The sequence below is a fragment of the Rhizobium terricola genome (assembly GCF_012927355.1).
Taxonomy (GTDB): Bacteria; Pseudomonadota; Alphaproteobacteria; order Rhizobiales; family Rhizobiaceae; genus Allorhizobium; species Allorhizobium terricola.
The window spans coordinates 117811-138884 of record NZ_JABBGK010000003.1; the positions used below are offsets into that span (position 1 = coordinate 117811).

The window sequence follows — 21074 nt, forward strand, 5'->3', positions numbered from 1 at the left end:
GATGGGGTGAAACCTCCGAGAGGACAAGAGCGGCCCGCCCCGGACGAGAAAAAGGGCCGCCGGGAATGCCCGGCGGCCCTTTTCAGGATGCGTCTATGCTCAGGCGGCGAGATCGCGCAGAACGGTCTGCAGGATACCGCCGTTGTTGACGTAGGTGACTTCGTCCAGCGTATCGATGCGGCAGACCAGCGGGATCTCCTTCACCGAACCGTCGGCATAGGTGATCTTGGCGATCTTCTTCTCGCGCGGCTTGATCTCGCCGTCGAGGCCTTCGATGGTGACGGTCTCGTCGCCCTTCAGGTTGAGCGAGGCCCAGGTGGTGCCTTCCTCGAAGCAGAAGGGGATGACGCCCATGCCGACCAGGTTCGAGCGGTGAATACGCTCGAAGGACTGGGCGACGACGGCGCGAACGCCCAGGAGGTTGGTGCCCTTGGCGGCCCAGTCACGCGAGGAACCGTTGCCGTATTCGACGCCGGCGAAGATGACCAGCGGCGTGCCTTCGGCCTTGTACTTCATGGCCGCGTCGTAGATCGACATCTCTTCCTTCGACGGATAGTGGATGGTGTAGCCACCTTCCTTGCCGTTCGGGCCGAGCATGTGGTTACGGATGCGGATGTTGGCGAACGTGCCCCGCATCATGACTTCATGGTTGCCGCGGCGCGTGCCGTACTGGTTGAAGTCGGCGACACCGACGCCGTTTTCCATGAGGTAGGCACCAGCCGGCGAGGCGGCCTTGATCGAACCGGCCGGAGAAATGTGGTCGGTGGTGATCTTGTCGCCGAAGAGGCCGAGAACGCGGGCGTTGACGATGTTCGACACGCCGGAACCGGTCTTGCCCATGCCGACGAAGTAAGGCGGGTTCTGAACGTAGGTCGACTTGTCATCCCAGGCATAGGTCTGGCCAGCCGGAACCTGGACGGCCTGCCAGTTCTCGTCGCCCTTGAAGACGTCGGCGTACTTCGATTCGAAGAGTTCGCGGGTGACGTATTTGGCGATGAATTCCTGGATCTCGTGCGAGGTCGGCCAGATGTCCTTGAGGTAGACCGGGTTGCCGTTCTGGTCTTCGCCGAGCGGTTCCGTGGTCAGGTCCTTCTGCACCGTGCCGGCGAGCGCGTAGGCGACGACGAGCGGCGGCGAGGCAAGGTAGTTGGCCTGGACGTCCGGCGAGATGCGGCCTTCGAAGTTACGGTTGCCCGACAGAACGCCTGCGGTGATCAGGCCCTTGTCATTGATCGTCTTCGAGATCGGCGCCGGCAGCGGGCCGGAATTGCCGATGCAGGTCGTGCAGCCATAGCCGACGAGGTTGAAGCCGAGCTTGTCGAGATCAGCCTGCAGGCCGGACTTGGCGAGGTATTCGCCGACAACCTGGCTTCCCGGTGCCAGCGAGGTCTTGACCCACGGCTTGGACTTCAGGCCCTTGGCAACGGCGTTGCGGGCGAGAAGGCCGGCGGCGATCAGCACGCTCGGGTTCGAGGTGTTGGTGCAGGACGTGATGGCGGCGATGCAGACGTCGCCATGGCCGAGATCGAAGGCTTCGCCTTCGACGGCATAACGCGTGTCGAGCTGCCCCGGCTTCTTGTAGTCGTTCTCGAGAGCGGTCGCGAAGTTCGGTGCGATCGTTTCGAGCGGCAGGCGGCCTTCCGGACGCTTCGGGCCGGCCATCGAGGGAACGACGTCGCCGAGGTCGAGTTCCAGCGTGTCGGTGAAGACGAGCTGCGAGCCGTCGTTGTCACGCCACATGCCCTGGGCCTTGGAATAGGCTTCGACCAGCGCGATGCGGTCCTTGGAGCGGCCGGACATGTTGAGGTAGTTGACGGTTTCGGCGTCGACCGGGAAGAAGCCGCAGGTCGCGCCGTATTCGGGACCCATGTTGCCGATGGTGGCGCGGTCCGAAACCGGCATGTTGTCCATGCCCGGGCCGAAGAATTCGACGAACTTCGAAACGACGCCCTTCTTGCGCAGCATCTGCACGACGGTGAGCACGAGGTCGGTCGCGGTGACGCCTTCCTTGAGCTTGCCGGTCAGCTTGAAGCCGATGACTTCCGGCAGGAGCATGGAGACTGGCTGGCCGAGCATGGCTGCTTCGGCTTCGATACCGCCCACGCCCCAGCCGAGAACGCCGAGACCGTTGATCATCGTGGTGTGGCTGTCGGTGCCGACGCAGGTGTCCGGATAGGCGATCGTTTCGCCGTCCTCTTCCTTCGTCCAGACGGTCTGGCCGAGATATTCGAAGTTCACCTGGTGACAGATGCCGGTGCCGGGCGGAACCACGCGGAAGTTCTTGAATGCCTGCTGGCCCCACTTCAGGAAGCGGTAGCGTTCGCCGTTGCGCTGGTATTCCAGCTCGACGTTCTTGGCGAATGCCTGCGGGGTACCGAATTCATCGACGATGACCGAGTGGTCGATGACGAGGTCGACAGGAACGAGCGGGTTGATCTTTTCCGGATCACCGCCGAGGGCCTTAATGCCGTCGCGCATGGCTGCGAGGTCGACGACGGCGGGAACGCCGGTGAAGTCCTGCATCAGCACGCGGGCCGGGCGGTAGGCGATTTCGGCTTCGGCCGTGCCCTTGTCGACGAGCCAGGCGGCGATCGCTTCGATGTCCTTCTTGGTGACCGAACGGCCGTCTTCGTTGCGGAGCAGGTTCTCGAGCAGAACCTTCATCGAGTAGGGAAGCTTCGATACGCCGGTCAGGCCGTTGGCCTCGGCCTTGGGAAGGCTGTAATAGACATAATCCTTGCCGTTGACGGAAAGCGTCGAACGACAATTGAAGCTGTCGATGGATTTGGACACGGATAAAACCCCGCTTATTCTGATAGCCTACACATTCGTGCGGACGCCTATGCACTTCATGCACATCAGGATGCGGGTACGGCCATTTCCGCTGTCCGCACGTGAAAATTGCCCGTAAGCAACTCCAAGTTCGGCACAAGGATGAACTTCACGCCGACCGCTGGCGTGGTTGCAGGTCTTATAGATAATTTCTAAGAAAGGTGCCAGACCAACGAATGGCGAATTCGGACAATTTTTTGGAAGGGCGATGGACCCATCGCCGGAAGGTACAAACCGATGCGGCTGATAGCCGAAGACCTCGCCGCCCGGCGTGGCGAAGACCTGATTTTTGTTAATGTTTCCTTTCAGTTGACGCCTGGAGAGGCGATGGTTCTCACGGGGCGGAACGGCTCCGGGAAGTCGACCTTGCTGCGCGTGCTCGCCGGTCTCTTGAGGCCCGAGAAAGGAAGCGTCGAAGCGGTGTTCCGTGACGGTCGGGAAAGTCGTCCCGCACGCGAGGTGAGCCACTATCTCGGTCATCGAAACGCGATGAAACAGGAGCTAACCGTCATCGAGAACCTCGGCTTCTGGCAGTCCTTCCTCGGCGACGTCGAAGGGGGCGAGGGCCGCTCCATCGAAGAGGCCGCGGACATGGTCGGGCTCGGCGGCATCACGCATCTTCCCTTCGGCTATCTTTCCGCCGGACAGCAGCGGCGTTTCGCCATGGCCAAGCTGCTGGTCGCACATCGCCCGGTCTGGATTCTCGACGAGCCCACCGCTGCACTCGACGCCAGCGCCGATGAGATGTTCGCCGGACTGGTGCATGAGCATCTCGCGAATGGCGGTATCGCAATTGCCGCGACCCATCAGCCGCTGGGGCTCAAGGACGCCAAGGCGCTGGTCATGAAGGGTTTCGCGTATCACGAGACGGAGGAAATGGCATGATCGCCCTCTTCCTTCGCGACCTCAAGCTTTCGGTCCGTGCCGGCGGTGGGGCGCTGATCGGCGTGCTGTTCTTCATGACCGTGGTGGCGGTCATTCCCTTCGGCGTGGGACCGGATCTCAATCTGCTGTCGCGAATCGGGCCGGCGATCGTCTGGATCGGTGCGCTTCTCGCCGCTCTTCTCGGGCTCGACCGGCTGTTCCAGGCCGACCGCGACGATGGGTCGCTGGACCTCGTCCTGATGCAGGAGACGCCGCTGGTGCTCACCGTGTTCGTCAAGTGCCTGGCCCATTGGGTCGCCACCAGCCTGCCGCTGGTGATCGCTTCGCCGCTGCTCGGCCTCTTCATGAACATGAATGAAGTGGCGATCGGCGCCGTGATGCTGACGCTTCTCGTCGGATCACCGGCGATCACGTTTATCGGAGCGGCGGGCGCGGCCGTTGCCGTCGCCTTGCCACGCGGCGGGCTTCTGGTATCCATCCTGGTGTTGCCGCTGGCGATACCGGTGCTGATCTTCGGGGTCAGCGCCTCCTACGCCGCCGTCGAGGATCCCGCGCCCTTCATGCCCCCGTTCCTGTTCCTGATCGCCATCACCCTGTTCTTCGCCGTCATCGGACCGCTTGCCGCGGCGCTGGCACTGCGCAGCTCCTCGGATTGACCGGGATCAATTGCAGAGGAAGGGCACTCAGGTTAGAAGCATTCCATGAACACCACGAGCCTTGTCATCTCGAAGTTTAGCGAACTCGCCAATCCAACGCGGTTCCTGGCCCTGTCGGGCCGGATCCTGCCTTGGCTCGGCGGCTTGACCGCGCTTCTTCTCGTCCTCGGGCTCTATATGAGCTTCACCACCGAGGGCGACTACCAGCAGGGCGAGACCGTGCGCATCATGTATGTCCATGTGCCGGCGGCCTGGCTGTCGATGATGTGCTATTCGGTCATGGCGATCTCGGCGATCGGCACGCTTGTCTGGCGCCATCCGCTCGCCGATGTGAGCCACAAGGCTGCTGCGCCGCTCGGGGCTGCCTTCACGCTGATCGCGCTCGTCACAGGCTCCCTCTGGGGCAAGCCGATGTGGGGCACCTGGTGGGTCTGGGACGCACGGCTGACGTCCGTCTTCGTGCTCTTCCTGATGTATCTCGGCCTGATCGCGCTCAATCGTGCCATGGATGATGCGCCCAGGGCCGCCCGCCTGAGTGCGGTGCTGATCCTCGTCGGTTTCGTCAACATCCCGATCATCAAGTTCTCGGTCGAGTGGTGGAACACGCTGCACCAGCCCGCGAGCGTCATCCGGCTCGACGGCCCGACGATCGACCCGGAATTCCTCTGGCCGCTGCTGGTGATGGCGATCGCTTTCACGCTTCTGTTCTTCACGCTGCACCTGATGGCGATGCGCAACGAGATCTGGCGGCGGCGGATCGCGACCCAGCGCCGCATGGCCGCCCGCATGGCTGGCCGGGAGGGTTGAAGATGAGCCACGCCTTCTACATCTATCTATCCTACGGCATCAGCGGGGCAATCGTATTCGCCCTGATCGGCTGGACTTGGCTCGACGGCCGGGCGCGCCAGGCCGAACTCCGGGCCCTGGAGGCCGCCGGTATCCGCCGCCGGTCCAGTGCCGCTGCAACCGAGACTTCGCCGCAATGAGTGACGATCAACAGAACACCGCGCCCGGCAAGGGTGTCGGCCGCTATCTGCTTGCCGCGGTTCCGCTTCTCGTTTTTGCGGTTATTGCCGGAACGGCCGGCAAGATGCTCTATGACCAGGATTTCAACGGCAAGAACGTATCCGAAATCCCCTCGGCGCTGATCGGCACAAAGGCTCCGACCCTCGATCTTCCCGCTCTCGACGGCTCCAACACCCCGCCGCTCACCAGCCCGGCCATTGCCGGCAAGCTGACGCTGGTCAACGTGTTTGCGTCCTGGTGCGTGCCCTGCCGCCAGGAACACCCGATCCTGAAAGAGCTGTCCAAGGATGCCCGGCTCAACGTCGTCGGCATCAACTACAAGGACAAGAACGACAACGCGCTGCGCTTCCTCGGCGAACTCGGCAATCCCTACCGTGCAATCGGCGTCGACCCGAACGGCCAGGCCGCGATCGACTGGGGTGTCTACGGCATTCCGGAAAGCTACCTGGTCGCCGCCGATGGGACTATCCTCTACAAGAAGGTCGGCCCCTTCGACCCGCAGTCGCTGCAAACGGGCCTTTATCCCGCGATCGAGAAGGCGCTGGCCGGTTCATAATCGGCTTAGAGTCGTCAGAGCGCTGCCTGCCATTCTCGGACGATGTCGAGTGGCCAGACCAGCATCAGGACGTTGAGGGTCAGGTTGTCGCGGATCAGCCAGCCGGTGAAGAGCTCGAAGAAGACTGCGATCACGATGGTCAACCAGACGGGCGCGCGGGCGGCGAAGAGGAAGCCGAGCGCCATGAAGACCGTGTCCATCGCGGAGTTCAGCACGCTGTCGCCGGTATAGCCGATCGCCATGGTGGCGGTGCGGTAGCGGTCGATGATGATCGGCGAGTTTTCCAGGATCTCCCAGGCACCCTCAATGATGATGGCAAGCGACAACTTGGCGCCGACGGTGGCGCGGCGCATCATGAGCGTGGCAAGCCCGTAGAACAGAAAGCCGTGGATGATGTGCGAGGGCGTGTACCAGTCACCGATGTGCTGCGAATTGCCGGCAGTGTTGACGCCCGGCTCGAACAGCTTGACGTAACCGCATTCGCAGATCGGGATGCGTCCCATCGCGAAGAGGATCACGATCTGCGCGGCAAGCAGTCCGGCGGCGAGACCGAGCCAAAGGCGCGCGGCGCGCGTGTCGACCGTCGTTGCGATCGGGCCGCCGGTCATTGCACTTTTTCCTCGGCGGTATCTTCGACCGAGTGACGCATGATCAGCGGCATCTGGGCGAGGGTGAACAGGATAGTGATCGGCATCGTGCCCCAGACCTTGAAGTTCACCCAGGCGGCGTCGGAGAAGTTGCGCCAGACAACTTCGTTAAGGACCGCGAGGAACAGGAAAAACACACCCCAGCGAAGCGTCAGCTTGCGCCAGCCTTCCTCATCGAGGCGGAAGGCAGCATTGAAAACGTAGCCGAGCAAGGATTTTCCGAAGACGAGCCCGCCGAGCAGGACGATGCCGAACAGCGAGTTGACGATGGTGGGCTTCATCTTGATGAACGTTTCGTCCTGCAGCCAGATCGATAGCGATCCGAAGACCATGACCACGACGCCCGAAACGAAAGGCATGATCGGCAGATGGCGGAAGACGATCTTCGAAACGACCAGCGAGGCGACGGTCGCGACCATGAAGAGGGCGGTCGCGATGAACAGCGGGCCGCCGACGGCGGACAGGGCCGGAAACGTCCTGGCCAGCCACTCGCCACGCAGGTTGCCGAAGAAGAAGACGAGCAGCGGCCCGATCTCCAACGCCATCTTGAGCAGCGGATGATGGCGCTCCTCGGGGGTCGGCTTGGTGTCGCTCTCGAAATTGCTCATCGTTTCGTCTTTCAAATCCGTTTTGCTTTACCGCGGTCGCCGTTCAATGCGGCAGTCCGGCGATGGCGCTGGCGAAATCTGCCGCCTCGAAGGGCTCGAGATCGTCGATCCCTTCGCCTACGCCGATGAAATAGACCGGAAGCTTGTGCTTGGCGGCGATGGCGACGAGGATGCCGCCGCGCGCGGTGCCGTCGAGCTTGGTCATGATCAGCCCGTTGACGCCCGCGATATTGCGGAAGATCTCGACCTGGTTCATGGCGTTCTGCCCGGTCGTGGCGTCGAGCGTCTGGAGGACGGTGTGCGGGGCGTCGGGGTCGAGCTTGCCCAGAACGCGGACGATCTTTTCGAGTTCGGCCATCAGTTCGGTCTTGTTCTGCAGCCGGCCAGCCGTGTCGATGATCAGCACGTCGCTCTTTTCGGCCCGCGCCTTTTCGAAGGCATCATAGGCAAGGCCGGCGGCATCGGCGCCAAGCCGGGTGCCGATGAAGGTCGAGCCGGTGCGGTCGGCCCATATCTTCAACTGTTCGATCGCCGCGGCGCGGAAGGTGTCGCCGGCGGCGAGCATGACCTTCAGGCCGGAGCCGGAGAGCTTGGCGGCCAGCTTGCCGATCGTCGTCGTCTTGCCGGTTCCGTTGACGCCGACGACCAGGATGACATGCGGCTTGTGGGAGAGGTCGAGCTCCAGCGGCCTTGCGACCGGTTTCAGCACCTTGGTGATCTCGGCGGCCATGATGCCGGCGACGTCCTCGCCGCTGACGTCCTTGCCGTAGCGCTCGGACGACAGCGCGCCGGTGATGCGCATCGCGGTTTCGACGCCGAGGTCGGCCTGGATCAGCAGGTCCTCGAGTTCGTCGAGGGTGTCCTCGTCGAGCTTGCGCTTGGTGAAGAGCGCCGCGATCTGGCCGGTGAGCTGGGACGAGGTCCGCAAGAGACCCCGGCGCAGCCGCTGGAACCAGGTCAGGCGTTCCTTCGGTGCTGCCAGTTCCGGCTCCGGGGCTTTTGCCGCGGTGGCAAAACCCTTCGGCAGCGCGATGCCGGTCTCGTCGTCGGAGCGCAGGTCGCCATGGGGGAGATCGGCGGGCTGTTCGGGCTGCGGCCGGAGTTCTTCTTCCTCCAGATCGGCGCTGTTCGCCGCCGGAGAGGGCTCGAAGGTTTCGGACGCTGCCTCTGCCAGGTCTTCGCCGGCCTCGACTTCGTCGGTCGCCGGGCCGCCGGCGGTATCCACGACCTCAGGAGCAACAGGGTCCGCCGCCTCCGGCAAGGTTTCCAGCGTTTCGTCGCGGTCGAGCTGCTCGGCCTTTTCGACGAGTTCGGCGAAGTCTTCCTTCGGTGCGGTCGCGTCGGCCGCCGGCTTTTCCTTGCCGAAGGTGAAGACTTTCTTGATGAAGCCGAGCGCCATGGAAGCTGTCCGTTCTGTCAGGCGGCCGAAGCGGCCGCCGGTTGCATGTCGAGATGGCGGCCGTTGTGGCCGGTGATCGTCACCGTCGCAAGGCTGCGGGGTGCAAGGCCCGGCGCTGCGACCAGCGTGAAGTTCTCCGTATGGGCCATCCCGGTCATTTCGACAAGGATGGTCTGGCGCGTCCCGACCATCGAGGCGAGATGCCGCGCCTGCAGGCGCTCCGCCGTCGCTCGGAGAGAGGCGGCCCGCTCCTTGACCAGGCGGCGGTCGAGCTGAGGCATTCGGGCGGCCGGTGTGCCGGGGCGAGGGCTGTAAGGAAAGACGTGCAGCTGGGCGATGCCGATCTCCTCCGCAAGGCTTGCGGAGTTGGCGGCCATATCTTCCGTTTCCGTCGGGAAGCCGGCGATCATGTCGGCGCCGAAGCTCATGGCGGGGCGCAGCCGGCGGACCTGTTCGGCAAAGGCGATCGCATCGGCGCGCGAATGCCGGCGCTTCATGCGCTTCAGGATCATGTCGTCGCCGTGCTGCAGCGACAGATGCAGGTGCGGCATGAATCGGGGTTCATCGGCGATGAGATCGAAGAGATGCCGATCGGCCTCGATGCCGTCGATCGACGAGAGGCGCAGCCGGGCGATCTCCGGCACCTGCTTCAGGAGTGTTCGGGCCAGCAGCCCGAGCGTCGGGCTGCCCGGCAGGTCCGCGCCGTAGCTGGTGGCGTCGACGCCGGTCAGCACCACCTCGCGATAACCGTTCGCCACCAGCTTGCGGGCCTGGTCGACGATCGCCCCCATGGGGACGGAACGGGAATTGCCGCGGCCGAAGGGGATGATGCAGAAGGTGCAGCGATGATCGCAGCCGTTCTGGACCTGAATGAAGGCACGGACATGTCCGTCGATGTGGCCGACCAGCTGGGGAGCTGTTTCGGTCACGCTCATGATGTCGTTTACGCGCAGCTTTTCCTCGGCCGCGACGCCGAAATCGGGCAGTGCCCGATAATGTTCGGCCTTCAGCTTCTCCTCGTTGCCCAGGACGGCGTCGACCTCGGGCATGGCGGCAAAGCCGGCCGCGTCGGTTTGCGCGGCACAGCCGGTGACGATGATGCGGGCTTTGGGATTGTCACGGCGGGCGCGGCGGATCGCCTGGCGGGCCTGGCGCACGGCCTCGCCGGTCACGGCGCAGGTGTTGATCAGAACGGCATTGTCGAGCCCGGCTTTCGCCGCCTCGGCCTTCATCACTTCGGATTCGTAGGTGTTCAGCCGGCATCCGAAGGTGATGACGTCGACGCCGCTCACGTCGCCAAGGCTCCGGCTGCATCGGCGCCGGTGTCGGGGTCCCGTTGCCAGCTTCCTGTCTGGGGATCGAGATGGCCGGACCATTCCCATTCGGCCGGGCCGGTCATGACGACGCGATCATTGTGATCGCGCCATTCAATGATCAGCGGCTGGCCGCTCGGGCTGGAGGCCACATCGATGGTGACCTTGCGGCCCGTGCGGCCGGTTCGGGCGGCGGAGACGCCTGCGGCGCAGGCGGCGGATCCGCAGGCCAGCGTGAGCCCGGCGCCGCGCTCCCAGGTCCGGGTGCGAAGGGTGTCCTTGCCCGTCACCTGGGCCAGCGTGATGTTGGCCTTTTCCGGAAACATCGGGTGGTTTTCGAGAAGCGGGCCGAAGCGCTCGAGCTCGAAGCTCATCGGGTCGCGATCGACCCAGAAGATCGCGTGCGGATTGCCCATGGAGGCGACCGAGGGGGAGTGGAGGATCGGTGCGTCGATCGGGCCGATCTGAAGCTCGATCCGGCTGGTGTCATGGAATTCTTCCGACAGCGGGATGCGGTCCCATTCGAAGACGGGCTTGCCCATGTCGACGGAGATCATACCGTCCTCGTGCTCGACGGCATTGAGGATCCCGGCCAGCGTGTGGAAGGTGAAGGTCTTGCGGCCGGTCTCGGCGGAGAGCGCCTGGACGACGCAACGCGTGCCGTTGCCGCAGGCCTGGGCGCGCGTGCCGTCGCAATTGATGATGTCGATCCAGGCGTCGGTGCCTTCGATCTTCGGATCGTGGATCGCCATGATCTGGTCGAAGCTGGTCTGCGGATCGGCGGCCAGCGCAATCGCAGCCTCGGGCGTCACGGTGTCCTTGCAGCCGCGCATGTCGACGACCAGAATCTTGTTGCCAAGTCCGTTCATCTTCGCGAATTCGACCATCGATGCCATCTGCTCATTCCCCAGTGTCTTCGGGCTTATATGGCGGAAACCGCCGGAAATTACCAGTGTCGGGGGCAAGGGAGGCTGCCGCGATGTGCGTGGCAGGGCGGTGATTTTCGGGAATGCATGCCAAAACCCCCGGCCGGCCCTCACGCCCCCCGGTTTTGCCATCGTTTCCTTCTTGCCCCAGTCGAACTTGAGCGGACGGGGCGCCTTTGGCTGCCGCGTAAGACAAAAATTCTAGATGGAGCCCGAAGGTGCCCCGTTCTGCGGTTTTGCCCCGCGACTTAGGTCGCTCTGCGAACGACCGGCGTTCTTGAGAATTTCCGGGCGGTGCCCGGCACTTGCCGGCGGACGGGGATATTTGCGCGGGCGTAGATACGGGGCGTTTGCGAACTTGGTTGTGGATCCTCGGGCTTGACCCGAGGATCCATGCACGAACCCCACCTCTGCCCTGGCCTTCTTGCGCGATAACCAGTGAACCCGGAGGTTGACCTTGAGCTTGGGGTCGCGTCGCATGGATCTTCCGCGAGATCGGGGCGTCCGGCGCCGAACATGCCCGCACGACCGACAAGCCCGGGCGCCAGGTCGCCCGGGCTTGAAAGTAAGGCGGTCGGGATGAATGGCGAAACGTCGCCGACGGAAATCACACCGCGGGCACGTCGAAGATCTCACCGGCGCGCAAAGGGCGGAAGCGGGCGGGGGAGACGGCGTGGGCGGTGAGTGCGTCGGCCAAGTGCTCGACCGGGGCTTCGATTGCCTCGTCGGTCAGCTGGAAGGTGCCGAAGTGGTGGCCGACGGCAAAGGCCGCGTTGGCGAGGCGCATGCCGATTACGGCTTCCTCCGGATTCTGGTGCTGACCTTTCATGAACCAACGCGGCTCATAGGCGCCGATCGGCAGGATGGCGAGACGGAAGGCGCCGTGCTTTTCGGCCGCGGCGCGATAGTTGATGCCATCGTGGAAGCCGGTGTCGCCGATGTGATAGATCCGGCCCGCAGGGGTCTCGAGCACAAAGGCGGCCCAGAGCGCCATGCGGCGATCGCCGATGCCGCGCGCCGACCAGTGGTGGCAGGGCTCGGCATGAAGGGTGACGCCGTCAGCGATCACGAGGTTGTCGCCCCAGTCCATCGTGTCGATCCGTGCCTCGGCAAGGCGCGGGCGCATGATGACGTCGTTGCCAAGCGGCGTGACGATGCGGGGGCGGTGGACCTTCTGGAGGCGGGCGAGCGTCTCGAGGTCGAGATGGTCGTAGTGGTTGTGGGTCACGAGCACGAGATCGATCGGCGGCAGGGCATCGAAGGCGATGCCCGGCTCGATCACGCGTTTCGGTCCGGCGAAGGAAAAAGGACTGGCGCGCGGCGACCAGACCGGATCGGTCAGGATGTTGAGGCCGGCAACCTGGATCAGCAGGGAGGCATGGCCGATCATCGTGACGCGAAGATCCTCGCCATCGACCCGTTCGCACGACGGGGCTTGCTCGCGCCTCAAGGGTATGCGCTTGGGCCAGCGGGCGCGCTGGCCGTTGGTCTTCCATTTCCACAGATCGGCCAGATTACCGGGTTCCACCCCTTCCGGGTTGAAGAAACGGGTACCGTCGAAATGATCGGTCACGGGACCTTGGTAATAGGGATTTGCGGATCTGCTCGCCATGGTCCACCGTGATGGTTGTCTGAAGCCCAAGATCTGGGGTGCGGGGAGCCGCTTGCAAAGGGTCACGCGGGCGGCAAGGCCGATTTTCCCGTGAAGCCTTGACTTTCTGGGGCTTTTCCTGTTTATCGCCCTCAATCTGCGACGAGACATGCACTCCGAGCCGCCGACCGGGACCCGAAAAGGTATAAAGAGATCCCGGAGGTCAACACCCGACAGCGCGATGCGCCCTCGGGTGGTTTTTGGCTTTGCGTCTTGTTTTCAGCGCGGAAAAGACCAACGTTTCGGGAACCCGTGACGCAACCCGAAACGACAAGGAAGAGCCGATGTTCGAAAACCTCCAGGACCGCCTTGGTTCCATTTTGAATGGACTGACCGGCCGTGGCGCATTGTCGGAAGCCGATGTTTCCGCGGCGCTGCGCGAGGTGCGCCGTGCGCTTCTGGAAGCCGACGTGGCGCTCGAAGTCGTGCGCTCCTTCACGGATCGCGTCCGTGATAAGGCCGTCGGCGCGGCCGTCGTGAAATCGATCAAGCCCGGCCAGATGGTCGTCAAGATCGTCCATGACGAACTCGTCGAGATGCTCGGCAACGACGGCGTCGGCGTCGATCTCGCCGCCGCCGCCCCGGTCGTCATCATGATGGTCGGCCTGCAGGGCTCGGGCAAGACGACCACGTCTGCCAAGGTCGCCAAGCGGCTGACCGACCGCGAGAAGAAGAAGGTCCTTCTCGCATCGCTCGACACGCGGCGTCCGGCAGCCCAGGAACAGCTTCGCCAGCTCGGGCAGCAGACCGGCATCGACGTCCTGCCGATTATCGCCGGCCAGTCCCCGACCGACATCGCCAGCCGCGCCGTGCAGGCTGCCAAGCTCGGCGGTCACGACGTCGTCATCCTCGACACCGCGGGCCGTACGCATATCGACGAGCCCTTGATGGTCGAGATGGCCGACATCAAGAAGAATTCGCGGCCGCATGAAATCCTGCTGGTCGCCGATGCGCTGACCGGTCAGGACGCCGTCAACCTGGCGCGCAACTTCGACGAACGCGTCGGCATAACCGGCCTTGTGCTCACCCGCATGGACGGCGACGGTCGTGGCGGTGCGGCGCTATCGATGCGCGCCGTCACCGGCAAGCCGATCAAGCTGATCGGCGTCGGCGAGAAGATGACGGAGCTCGAGGAGTTCCATCCGCGGCGCATCGCCGACCGCATCCTCGGCATGGGCGACATCGTCTCGCTGGTCGAGAAGGCGGCTGAGAATATCGACGCCGAAAAGGCGGCCGCCATGGCCGCCAAGATGGCCAAGGGCAAGTTCGACCTCAACGACCTCGCCGACCAGTTGAGCCAGATGCAGAAGATGGGCGGCATGGGCGGCATCATGGGGCTGATGCCCGGCATGGCCGGCATGAAGGACAAGATGGCCGCCGCCGGCCTGGACGACAAGCTGTTCAAGCGGCAGATGGCGATCATCTCCTCGATGACCAAGGCCGAACGCTCCAATCCGGACCTGCTCAAGCATTCCCGCAAGAAGCGCATCGCTGCCGGTTCCGGCACCGATGCCGCCGAGATCAACAAGCTTCTCAAGATGCACCGCCAGATGGCCGACATGATGAAGATGATGGGCGGCAAGGGCAAAGGCGGCATGATGAAGCAGATGATGGGCGGCCTTGCCTCGAAGATGGGCCTTGGCGGGCTCGGTGGCATGGGCGGCATGCCCGATCTGTCCAGCATGGATCCGAAGCAGCTCGAGGCGCTTGCCAAACAGGCCGAGGCGGCAGGCCTCAAGCCGCCGCCGGGTCTTGGCGGCATGGGCGGTCTGCCAGGTCTCGGTGGTGGCCTGCCGGGCCTCGGCGGCGCGAAACTTCCCGGACTGGGCGGCCTGCCGGGCCTGCCGAAGAAGAAGTGAGGAAGCCAGACCGATGACCGAACAGACCGTCAAGGAACAGCTTTCCGGCTATCGCCAGTCGATCGACAACATCGACGCGGCGCTGGTCCACATGCTGGCCGAACGCTTTCGCTGCACCAAGGCAGTCGGCGTGCTCAAGGCCAAATACGATCTGCCGCCGGCCGACCCGGCGCGCGAGGAATACCAGATCGCCCGACTGCGCCGGCTGGCCCAGGACGCCAATCTGGATCCGGATTTCGCCGAGAAGTTTCTGAACTTCATCATCACGGAAGTCATCCGGCATCATGAAGCCATTGCCGCCGATCTCGGCGGCGTCACCGAAAAGGCCGTCTGAGACGGTCTCGTCAGAACGGGGCCGTCGCAAGACGGTCGCAACAGCATGCCCGGGACCACCGCAAGGCAGTCCCGACAAGAACCCCGGACCGCCGGAAGGCGGCCCTAACAAGAACCAAGGAGTAAACCCATGTCCCTCAAGATTCGTCTCGCCCGTGGCGGTTCCAAGAAGCGTCCCTACTACCAGATCGTCGTTGCCGACGCCCGCTCGCCGCGTGACGGCCGTTTCCTCGAGAAGGTCGGTTCGTGGAACCCGATGCTCGGCAAGGACAACGAAAAGCGCGTCGAGCTGAACGTCGATCGCATCAAGGATTGGCTGGCCAAGGGCGCACAGCCGACCGACCGCGTCCTGCGCTTCCTCGCTGAAGCCGGCATCGCAACGCGCGACGCCCGCAGCAACCCGGAAAAGGCAAAGCCGGGCAAGAAGGCGATCGAGCGCGTCAAGGAAAAGGAAATGAAGGCTGCCGAAGCCGCTGCTGCCGCTGCCGAAGCCGCTGCAGAATAAGTTACGGCGCTTTCCGTAATTTCCGACGGGCGGCAGGCTTCCTGCCGCCCGTTTTCTGTTTCCCATTCTTCCCGCTTCGCCGTAAAAGGAGCGAGGATCCCAATTTTTCCGACCGGAACAGACCGAAACGATGACGAAGCTCGAAAACCCCGTATTGATGGCCGTAATTGGCGCGGCGCAGGGTCTGCGCGGCGAGGTGCGGGTCAAGACCTTCACTGCTGATCCCATGGCGCTCGGCGAGTATGGCAACCTGCGCAGCGCGGACGGACGGGTCTTCGAGATCCTCGACCTGCGGGAAGCCAAGAATGTCGTCGTCGTGCGGTTCCGGGGCGTCAACGACCGCAATGCCGCCGAGGCGTTGAACGGTCTCGAACTCTTCATCGAGCGCGACGCTCTGCCGGACGAGGAACTCGACGAGGACGAGTTCTACTATGCCGATCTCGAAGGTCTCGAGGTGCATGACGGCGAGGGCAATCACTACGGCGCGGTGACCGGCGTCTACGATTTCGGTGCCGGCGATCTGCTCGAACTCAAGGGGCCGGGCAAGCGACCCGTGCTGATCCCGTTCTCCGAGGCCGCAGTCCTCGAAATCGACCTTGAGGGTGGCAAGATCCTGATCGATCCGATCGCGGCGGGCCTCAAGGACGAAGATGACGCGAAGCCTTATGGCGCGGGGCCCAAGGGCAAGCCGCCGCGGGACGATTCGTGAGCGATCGCCCGATGCCCTTCAAGGCGAGTGTGCTGACGCTTTATCCGGACATGTTTCCCGGCCATCTCGGCCAGGCACTCGCGGGCCGCGCACTGGACCGCGGTGACTGGTCGATCGAAGCCGTACAGATCCGCGACTTTGCCCTCGACAAGCACCGGAGCGTCGACGACACCCCGTCGGGCGGCGGAGCCGGCATGGTGCTGAAGCCGGATGTGCTGGCGCGTGCGATCGATTCGATCGCCGACGATAGCCGCCCGCGGCTGCTGATGAGCCCGCGCGGACGGCCGCTGACCCAGGAACGGGTCCGGGCGATTGCCGAGGGCGAAGGCGTGGTCATCGTCTGCGGACGCTTCGAGGGCGTCGACCAGCGGGTCATCGAGGCACGCGGGCTCGAAGAGGTATCCATCGGCGACTATATTCTTTCCGGTGGCGAGCCGGCGGCTCTGACCCTGCTCGATGCGGTGGTAAGGATCCTGCCGGGCGTCATGGGCAACCAGTTGTCCGGCGTACATGAAAGCTTCGAGGGCGGGCTGCTCGAGCACCCGCACTATACCCGGCCGCAGGTCTTCGAAGGACGCGAGATCCCCGAGGTACTGACGTCGGGCAATCACGCCGCCATCGAGGCCTGGCGCCGCGAGGAAGCGTTGAAGCTGACGGCCGAACGACGGCCGGACCTCCTCAAGTAATGACTGCGTCGAGCCTGCGGTTACCCAGCCCTGCCCTTCGCGTGGGCTCAGGGCGTTCATCATTCGAAACGATTCGCTGGATCATTTCGTCGACCATTCCTCACCCCGTGACGAAGTAATAGATCGCAAGGCCGAGGCCTGCCGCCACGACAATCCATCGCAGAACGGCCTGCGGCACCTTCCGTGCGAGGGCGACGCCGGCATAACCGCCGATCGCGACGGCCGGGACCATCACGGCGGCATGGGTCCACGAGACTGCGCCGGCGCTGGTGAAGACCAAGATCGCCACCGCGGCGATGACGATCGACAGGAAGTTCTTGAGTGCGTTCAGCCGATGATAGTCGCCGCCGCTGGCAAGCCCGAGCGATGCAAGCATCATGATGCCCATGCCGGCGCCGAAAAAGCCGCCATAAAATGAGGTGAGCCCCTGCAGGGCAAGTCCGAGCGGCGTTGCCGGGTGGCTCTCGCCGGCCTGTTTCGGGCGGAGTTTGGGCCCGGCCGCAAAGACGATCGTCGCGGCGATCAGCAGCCACGGCACCATGGCGCGGAAGGCCGGATTGGAGAGCGAGATCAGGAACAGCGCACCGCCGAGCGCGCCGACCGCGGAGACGAGAGCGAGGATCAGGGCGCTCTTCCTCAAAGAGGCGAATTCGCTTCGATAGGCGAGCGTCGAGGTGATATAGCCTGGAAACTGGGTGATCGAGGACGTGGCATTGGCCGCGATCGGCGGCAGGCCGGCGAGCGTCATCGCGCCGAAGGTCAGAAAGGTGCCGCCCCCGGCGATCGCATTGACGACGCCCGAGAGAAAGCCGGCGGCAAACAGCAGGACAAGGGTGGCGATCGACATATGCGGCTTCCTCCGTGGTCGCGCACGGTTATTCGTTCAGCGTCGGGACCGCAATGGTGCGTCGGCGAGAAAAATGCGCCGAAGGGGTGACAAACCGGGATGTTTGGTGTATTGGCCCGCTTCGGAAATGGGCTTAGCCCGTCTGCCACAAACAAAGAGCATGCGTAACCGCTCCCGTCCGCGAGGACAACATCCGGAGGCAAGGACCGAAGGATCGACGAGCGCTCTGGCTGTTTCAGAAGAACCGAGGTTAGACATGAACATCATTCAGCAGCTGGAAGCCGAACAGGCCGCCAAGATCGAAGCCAAGCGCAAGCTTCCGGAATTCTCTGCCGGCGACACGCTCCGCGTCAACGTCACCGTCAAGGAAGGCAACCGTACCCGCGTGCAGGCCTATGAAGGCGTTTGCATCGGCCGTTCGGGCGCCGGCATCAACGAGAGCTTCACCGTTCGCAAGATCTCCTACGGCGAAGGCGTCGAGCGCGTATTCCCGGTCTATTCGCCGATGGTCGAAAGCGTCGAAGTCGTTCGTCGCGGTAAGGTCCGTCGCGCCAAGCTCTACTACCTGCGCGATCGTCGCGGTAAGTCGGCTCGTATCGTCGAAAACACCGGCTCGCGCGCACGCAAGCTGAACGACGCCGAGCGCGCTGCCGTTGCCGAGGAAAAGGCACGCATCGAAGCTGAAAAGATTGCAGCAGCACAGGCTCTCGCCGCCGAAAAGGCAGCAGCAGAAGCGGCTGAAGCAAAGGCTGCCGCTGAAGCTGCAGCTGCAGCCGAAGGCTCCGCAGAATAAGACTTTCCCCTTCGGGAATTGGAAAAGGCGGTCTTCGGGCCGCCTTTTTTTGTTGCCTTGGTGCGGCAGCGCGTCTCGCTTGCATCTTCCCGCGTCCATTGCTAACCCTGTGGGCGGACCGGGGACAATCGATGCGAACCAGGATGGGCACATGGCAGCTCTTGACGCGCGCGCTTTGCGTGATCGCGCTTGTTGCTGTCGGCTTTGCCCATCGGGCCCCAACTGCCGCGGCGTCCAAACTGTCATCGGCCGAGGTCGCCGCGCTCACGCTGCCCGATGGTAGCCTGCCCGAACTCTGCCTTCCCGGACAAGATGATGACGGTGCGCAGAAAGACCACCTCGGATCAGGTACCTGCGAAGCCTGCCTGATCTCCGCCTCCGTCCTGCTGCCGTCGCCCACCGACCTCACCGGCGCTCGGATTGTTGTCGTCGCCGAAACGCTGCTGCCGCCGCGTTTCGAGGCTTTCCACCGTCTTATCTTCCCTCCCAATGCCGCGCCCCGTGCGCCTCCCCATCCGGCCCTTGTCTGAGCCCGGTTCCGCGAGCGGCGAAACGCTCGTGTCCGGAATCCTTCATCGAGGCCGGTAGGACGCATCGAGCATGCGCATCCGGCCTGAACGCCGGATATCGTCATGCTGCATTTCACCCTAGACAAGGCGGACACCCGTCCGCTGCCAGCCCATGCGCTTGTTGAAAGGCGAGCGCCACGCCACGACGCCACCGCCCTCAGGCTGCCCCCGCGCAGCACCCTCTTTCTCGAGGGCCATGATCGCGCCCCGCAATACCGCGTGATCGAGGGCTGTGTTGCGCTCTCTCAATCGCTGCCGGATGGCCGGCGACAGATCATCGACATGATTGGTCCCGGCCGCCTGCTCGGCATCGGCGGCGGCGACCACAGCCGATGCTCGGCGGAAACGCTGAGTTACGTCTCTCTCGAAACGATCGAACGCATCGAGCATGCCGATCTGGAAATCGACCTGAAGGAGATGCTCCTGCGTGCTCAATCGCATGCGATCCTCCTCGGGCGCAAGACGGCGAACGAAAGGGTCGCCTCCGCCATCCTCGACCTCGCCGATCAGTTCGTGCGCCCATCCCGGGGCCGAAAGCGCAATACCATCTGCTTCAACCTCTACCCGACCCGCGGCGATCTGGCGGACTGGCTCGGCCTGACCATCGAGACGGTCAGCCGCTGCTTCACCCGCATCAAGAAAGCGGGCCTGATCGACTTCACCCATCCCGAAATCGTCACCCTGCTGCATCGGGAAACGCTCGCCGAGATCGCATCCGGCAGCCGGGCCCTTGACGCTTGCAACACCCTTTGAGGAGAGAATTCATGACCCTTGCAACAGACAGCCCGGCGACGCCGGCAACTGCCGCGTTTTCCCGACGCTTCTATTTCACCGCCTGGCGCTGGCATTTCTACGCCGGGCTCTATGTGGCGCCCTTCCTCGCAATGCTGGCCGTCACGGGGCTGATCATGCTGTGGTCAGCGGTTCTGGTCGGGCGCGACGGGGAAAAGGCCTTCACGGTCACCCCCGCGGCGAGCCAGGTCCTCGTTTCGAAACAGGCCGATGCGGCTGTTGCCGCCGTGCCGGGCGGCAGCCTCGTGCAGTATATCGCACCACGGACGCCCGAGGGGGCGGCCGTTTTCCGCGTCAACGCCGGCGAGGCGTCGAGCATGGTGGCGGTCGATCCGTATACGGGTCAGGTTCTCGGCAGCTGGGAGCGCCGTAATGCGCTCTACGACCTTGCCGACACCATCCATGGCACGCTGCTCATCGGCGACATCGGCGACCGGTTGATCGAGATCGCCGCCGGCTTCGGTGTGGTGCTGATCGTGACCGGGCTTTATCTGTGGTGGCCGCGCGACGGCAAGGGCTTTTCCAGCGTCCTCGTTCCCCAGCTCTCTGCCCGGGGACGCATGCTGTGGAAGTCCCTGCATCTGACGGTCGGCTTCTATGCCTCGCTGATCCTTCTCGTCTTCCTTCTGTCCGGGCTCACCTGGGCCGGGATCTGGGGCGAGAAGTTCACCCAGGCCTGGAGCACCTTTCCCGCCGAGAAGTGGGACAATGTTCCGGTTTCGGATGCGACCCATGCGGCGATGAACCATGGCGGCATCAAGGAAGTGCCGTGGACCCTCGAACAGACGCCGATGCCGATGTCAGGCTCCGATGCCGGCGCAAGCGGCCTGCCGGACGGCCAGCCTGTCGACATCGACACCGTCATTGCCTTTGCCCGATCGCTCGGCTTCGACCAGCGTTTCCAGCTCGCCGTTCCCGCCGACGACAAGGGGGTCTGGACGATCTCCCGCGATACGATGAGCAATGACAGCGGCAATCCGGTCTCCGACCGCACCGTCCACATCGACCGCTATACCGGCAAGGTTCTGGCCGATGTCGGTTTTGCCGAATATGGCCCGGCCGGCAAGGCCATGGCGGTCGGCATTGCGTTTCACGAAGGAGACATGGGGGCGTGGAATGTCGCGCTCGTCACCCTCTTCTGCCTCTCGGTGATCTTCCTGTCGGTGAGCGGCATCGTGATGTGGTGGAAGCGCAGGCCGCAGGGCGCGGGCCGCCTTGTGGCTCCTGTGCGTGAGCCGGGTCCGCTGTGGAAGACCGGCGCGGTCATCATGGTGGCCTTGTCCCTGCTCTTCCCGCTGACCGGCGCGGTGCTCGTCTCGGTGCTCGTCATCGATCTCCTGGTGCTCCGCCATGTCGCCCCGCTGAAACGGATGTTGAGCTGAATTCGCGGAGTTGAACACTCTTTGCGCATTTACCGAAACCAAGGGGGGCGCCATTGCCTGCGCCCCCGCTTCTTTGGAACGACGTACCCTTGCAAGACCG

Annotated in this window: 22 protein-coding genes; 14 read left to right on the forward strand and 8 right to left on the reverse strand. The window is 63.9% G+C overall.

All coding sequences use genetic code 11. The features are described 5' to 3' along the window. Positions 1-99 precede the first annotated feature (99 nt). Positions 100-2793, reverse strand: a complete 2694-nt coding sequence (acnA, locus tag HHL25_RS15590; protein ID WP_169593231.1) for an aconitate hydratase AcnA — start codon at positions 2791-2793, stop codon at positions 100-102. Between the two features lie 276 nt (positions 2794-3069). Between acnA and ccmA the strand changes: the two genes are divergently transcribed. From ccmA to HHL25_RS15615, 5 genes are read left to right on the forward strand one after another with little or no spacing between them, the layout of a single operon-like run. Then, positions 3070-3717 (forward strand): heme ABC exporter ATP-binding protein CcmA, encoded by a 648-nt coding sequence (ccmA, locus tag HHL25_RS15595; RefSeq protein WP_169593233.1) that lies wholly within the window; start codon positions 3070-3072, stop codon positions 3715-3717. Continuing rightward, a complete protein-coding gene (gene ccmB / locus HHL25_RS15600; RefSeq protein WP_169593235.1) occupies positions 3714-4373 on the forward strand; it encodes a heme exporter protein CcmB in 660 nt (219 codons plus the stop codon). The genes ccmA and ccmB overlap by 4 nt, the downstream gene beginning before the upstream one ends. Positions 4374-4418: 45 nt before the next feature. Beyond that, the gene (locus HHL25_RS15605; protein WP_169593237.1) at positions 4419-5180 is read left to right on the forward strand and encodes a heme ABC transporter permease; all 762 of its coding nucleotides are present in this window, start codon (positions 4419-4421) and stop codon (positions 5178-5180) included. 2 nt (positions 5181-5182) lie between these two features. Next, positions 5183-5359, forward strand: coding sequence for a heme exporter protein CcmD (ccmD, locus tag HHL25_RS15610; protein WP_169593240.1), 177 nt, complete (start codon positions 5183-5185; stop codon positions 5357-5359). Further along, positions 5356-5955, forward strand: coding sequence for a DsbE family thiol:disulfide interchange protein (locus tag HHL25_RS15615; RefSeq protein ID WP_169593243.1), 600 nt, complete (start codon positions 5356-5358; stop codon positions 5953-5955). The genes ccmD and HHL25_RS15615 overlap by 4 nt, the downstream gene beginning before the upstream one ends. A gap of 14 nt (positions 5956-5969) precedes the next feature. Here the strand turns inward: HHL25_RS15615 and HHL25_RS15620 are convergent, their stop codons facing one another. From HHL25_RS15620 to HHL25_RS15645, 6 genes are all read right to left on the reverse strand, one after another. Beyond that, the gene (locus HHL25_RS15620) at positions 5970-6563 is read right to left on the reverse strand and encodes a DUF2585 domain-containing protein (RefSeq protein WP_169593245.1); all 594 of its coding nucleotides are present in this window, start codon (positions 6561-6563) and stop codon (positions 5970-5972) included. After that, positions 6560-7210 carry a septation protein A gene (locus HHL25_RS15625; protein ID WP_169593247.1) on the reverse strand — a complete coding sequence of 217 codons (651 nt, stop codon included), beginning with the start codon at positions 7208-7210 and terminating at the stop codon, positions 6560-6562. The genes HHL25_RS15620 and HHL25_RS15625 overlap by 4 nt, the downstream gene beginning before the upstream one ends. Positions 7211-7253: 43 nt before the next feature. Then, complete coding sequence (gene ftsY, locus HHL25_RS15630) at positions 7254-8609, reverse strand: signal recognition particle-docking protein FtsY (protein WP_169593249.1); 1356 nt, start codon at positions 8607-8609, stop codon at positions 7254-7256. A gap of 17 nt (positions 8610-8626) precedes the next feature. After that, complete coding sequence (gene mtaB, locus HHL25_RS15635) at positions 8627-9901, reverse strand: tRNA (N(6)-L-threonylcarbamoyladenosine(37)-C(2))-methylthiotransferase MtaB (protein WP_169593251.1); 1275 nt, start codon at positions 9899-9901, stop codon at positions 8627-8629. Beyond that, entirely contained in the window at positions 9898-10818 is a 921-nt protein-coding gene (gene dapF / locus HHL25_RS15640) for a diaminopimelate epimerase (RefSeq protein ID WP_169593253.1), read from the reverse strand. The genes mtaB and dapF overlap by 4 nt, the downstream gene beginning before the upstream one ends. Before the next feature lie 637 nt (positions 10819-11455). Then, complete coding sequence (locus HHL25_RS15645; RefSeq protein ID WP_169593255.1) at positions 11456-12460, reverse strand: MBL fold metallo-hydrolase; 1005 nt, start codon at positions 12458-12460, stop codon at positions 11456-11458. Positions 12461-12783: 323 nt separating this feature from the next. On the opposite strand from HHL25_RS15645, the gene ffh reads away from it, so the two are divergent. The 5 genes from ffh (at position 12784) to trmD (ending at position 16591) form a co-directional block, all read left to right on the forward strand. Then, entirely contained in the window at positions 12784-14358 is a 1575-nt protein-coding gene (gene ffh, locus HHL25_RS15650; RefSeq protein WP_169593257.1) for a signal recognition particle protein, read from the forward strand. A gap of 13 nt (positions 14359-14371) precedes the next feature. Next, positions 14372-14692, forward strand: a complete 321-nt coding sequence (locus HHL25_RS15655) for a chorismate mutase (protein ID WP_169593259.1) — start codon at positions 14372-14374, stop codon at positions 14690-14692. Between the two features lie 129 nt (positions 14693-14821). Beyond that, entirely contained in the window at positions 14822-15196 is a 375-nt protein-coding gene (rpsP, locus tag HHL25_RS15660) for a 30S ribosomal protein S16 (RefSeq protein ID WP_169593261.1), read from the forward strand. Between the two features lie 130 nt (positions 15197-15326). Continuing rightward, positions 15327-15905, forward strand: a complete 579-nt coding sequence (gene rimM, locus HHL25_RS15665) for a ribosome maturation factor RimM (protein WP_169593263.1) — start codon at positions 15327-15329, stop codon at positions 15903-15905. 11 nt (positions 15906-15916) lie between these two features. Then, a complete protein-coding gene (gene trmD / locus HHL25_RS15670) occupies positions 15917-16591 on the forward strand; it encodes a tRNA (guanosine(37)-N1)-methyltransferase TrmD (RefSeq protein WP_169594011.1) in 675 nt (224 codons plus the stop codon). 100 nt (positions 16592-16691) lie between these two features. Here trmD and HHL25_RS15675 read toward each other — a convergent pair whose 3' ends face one another. Further along, positions 16692-17438, reverse strand: coding sequence for a sulfite exporter TauE/SafE family protein (locus HHL25_RS15675; RefSeq protein WP_169593265.1), 747 nt, complete (start codon positions 17436-17438; stop codon positions 16692-16694). Positions 17439-17694: 256 nt separating this feature from the next. Between HHL25_RS15675 and rplS the strand changes: the two genes are divergently transcribed. From rplS to HHL25_RS15695, 4 genes are all read left to right on the forward strand, one after another. Beyond that, positions 17695-18231: a 50S ribosomal protein L19 gene (gene rplS / locus HHL25_RS15680; RefSeq protein ID WP_169593267.1), complete on the forward strand. Its 537-nt coding sequence runs from the start codon at positions 17695-17697 to the stop codon at positions 18229-18231. Positions 18232-18362: 131 nt separating this feature from the next. Continuing rightward, positions 18363-18761: a DUF2946 family protein gene (locus HHL25_RS15685; RefSeq protein ID WP_169593269.1), complete on the forward strand. Its 399-nt coding sequence runs from the start codon at positions 18363-18365 to the stop codon at positions 18759-18761. A 102-nt stretch (positions 18762-18863) separates the two neighbouring features. After that, a complete protein-coding gene (locus HHL25_RS15690; RefSeq protein WP_169593271.1) occupies positions 18864-19553 on the forward strand; it encodes a Crp/Fnr family transcriptional regulator in 690 nt (229 codons plus the stop codon). A gap of 11 nt (positions 19554-19564) precedes the next feature. Continuing rightward, entirely contained in the window at positions 19565-20974 is a 1410-nt protein-coding gene (locus HHL25_RS15695; RefSeq protein WP_169593273.1) for a PepSY-associated TM helix domain-containing protein, read from the forward strand. The last annotated feature ends 100 nt before the right edge of the window (positions 20975-21074 follow it).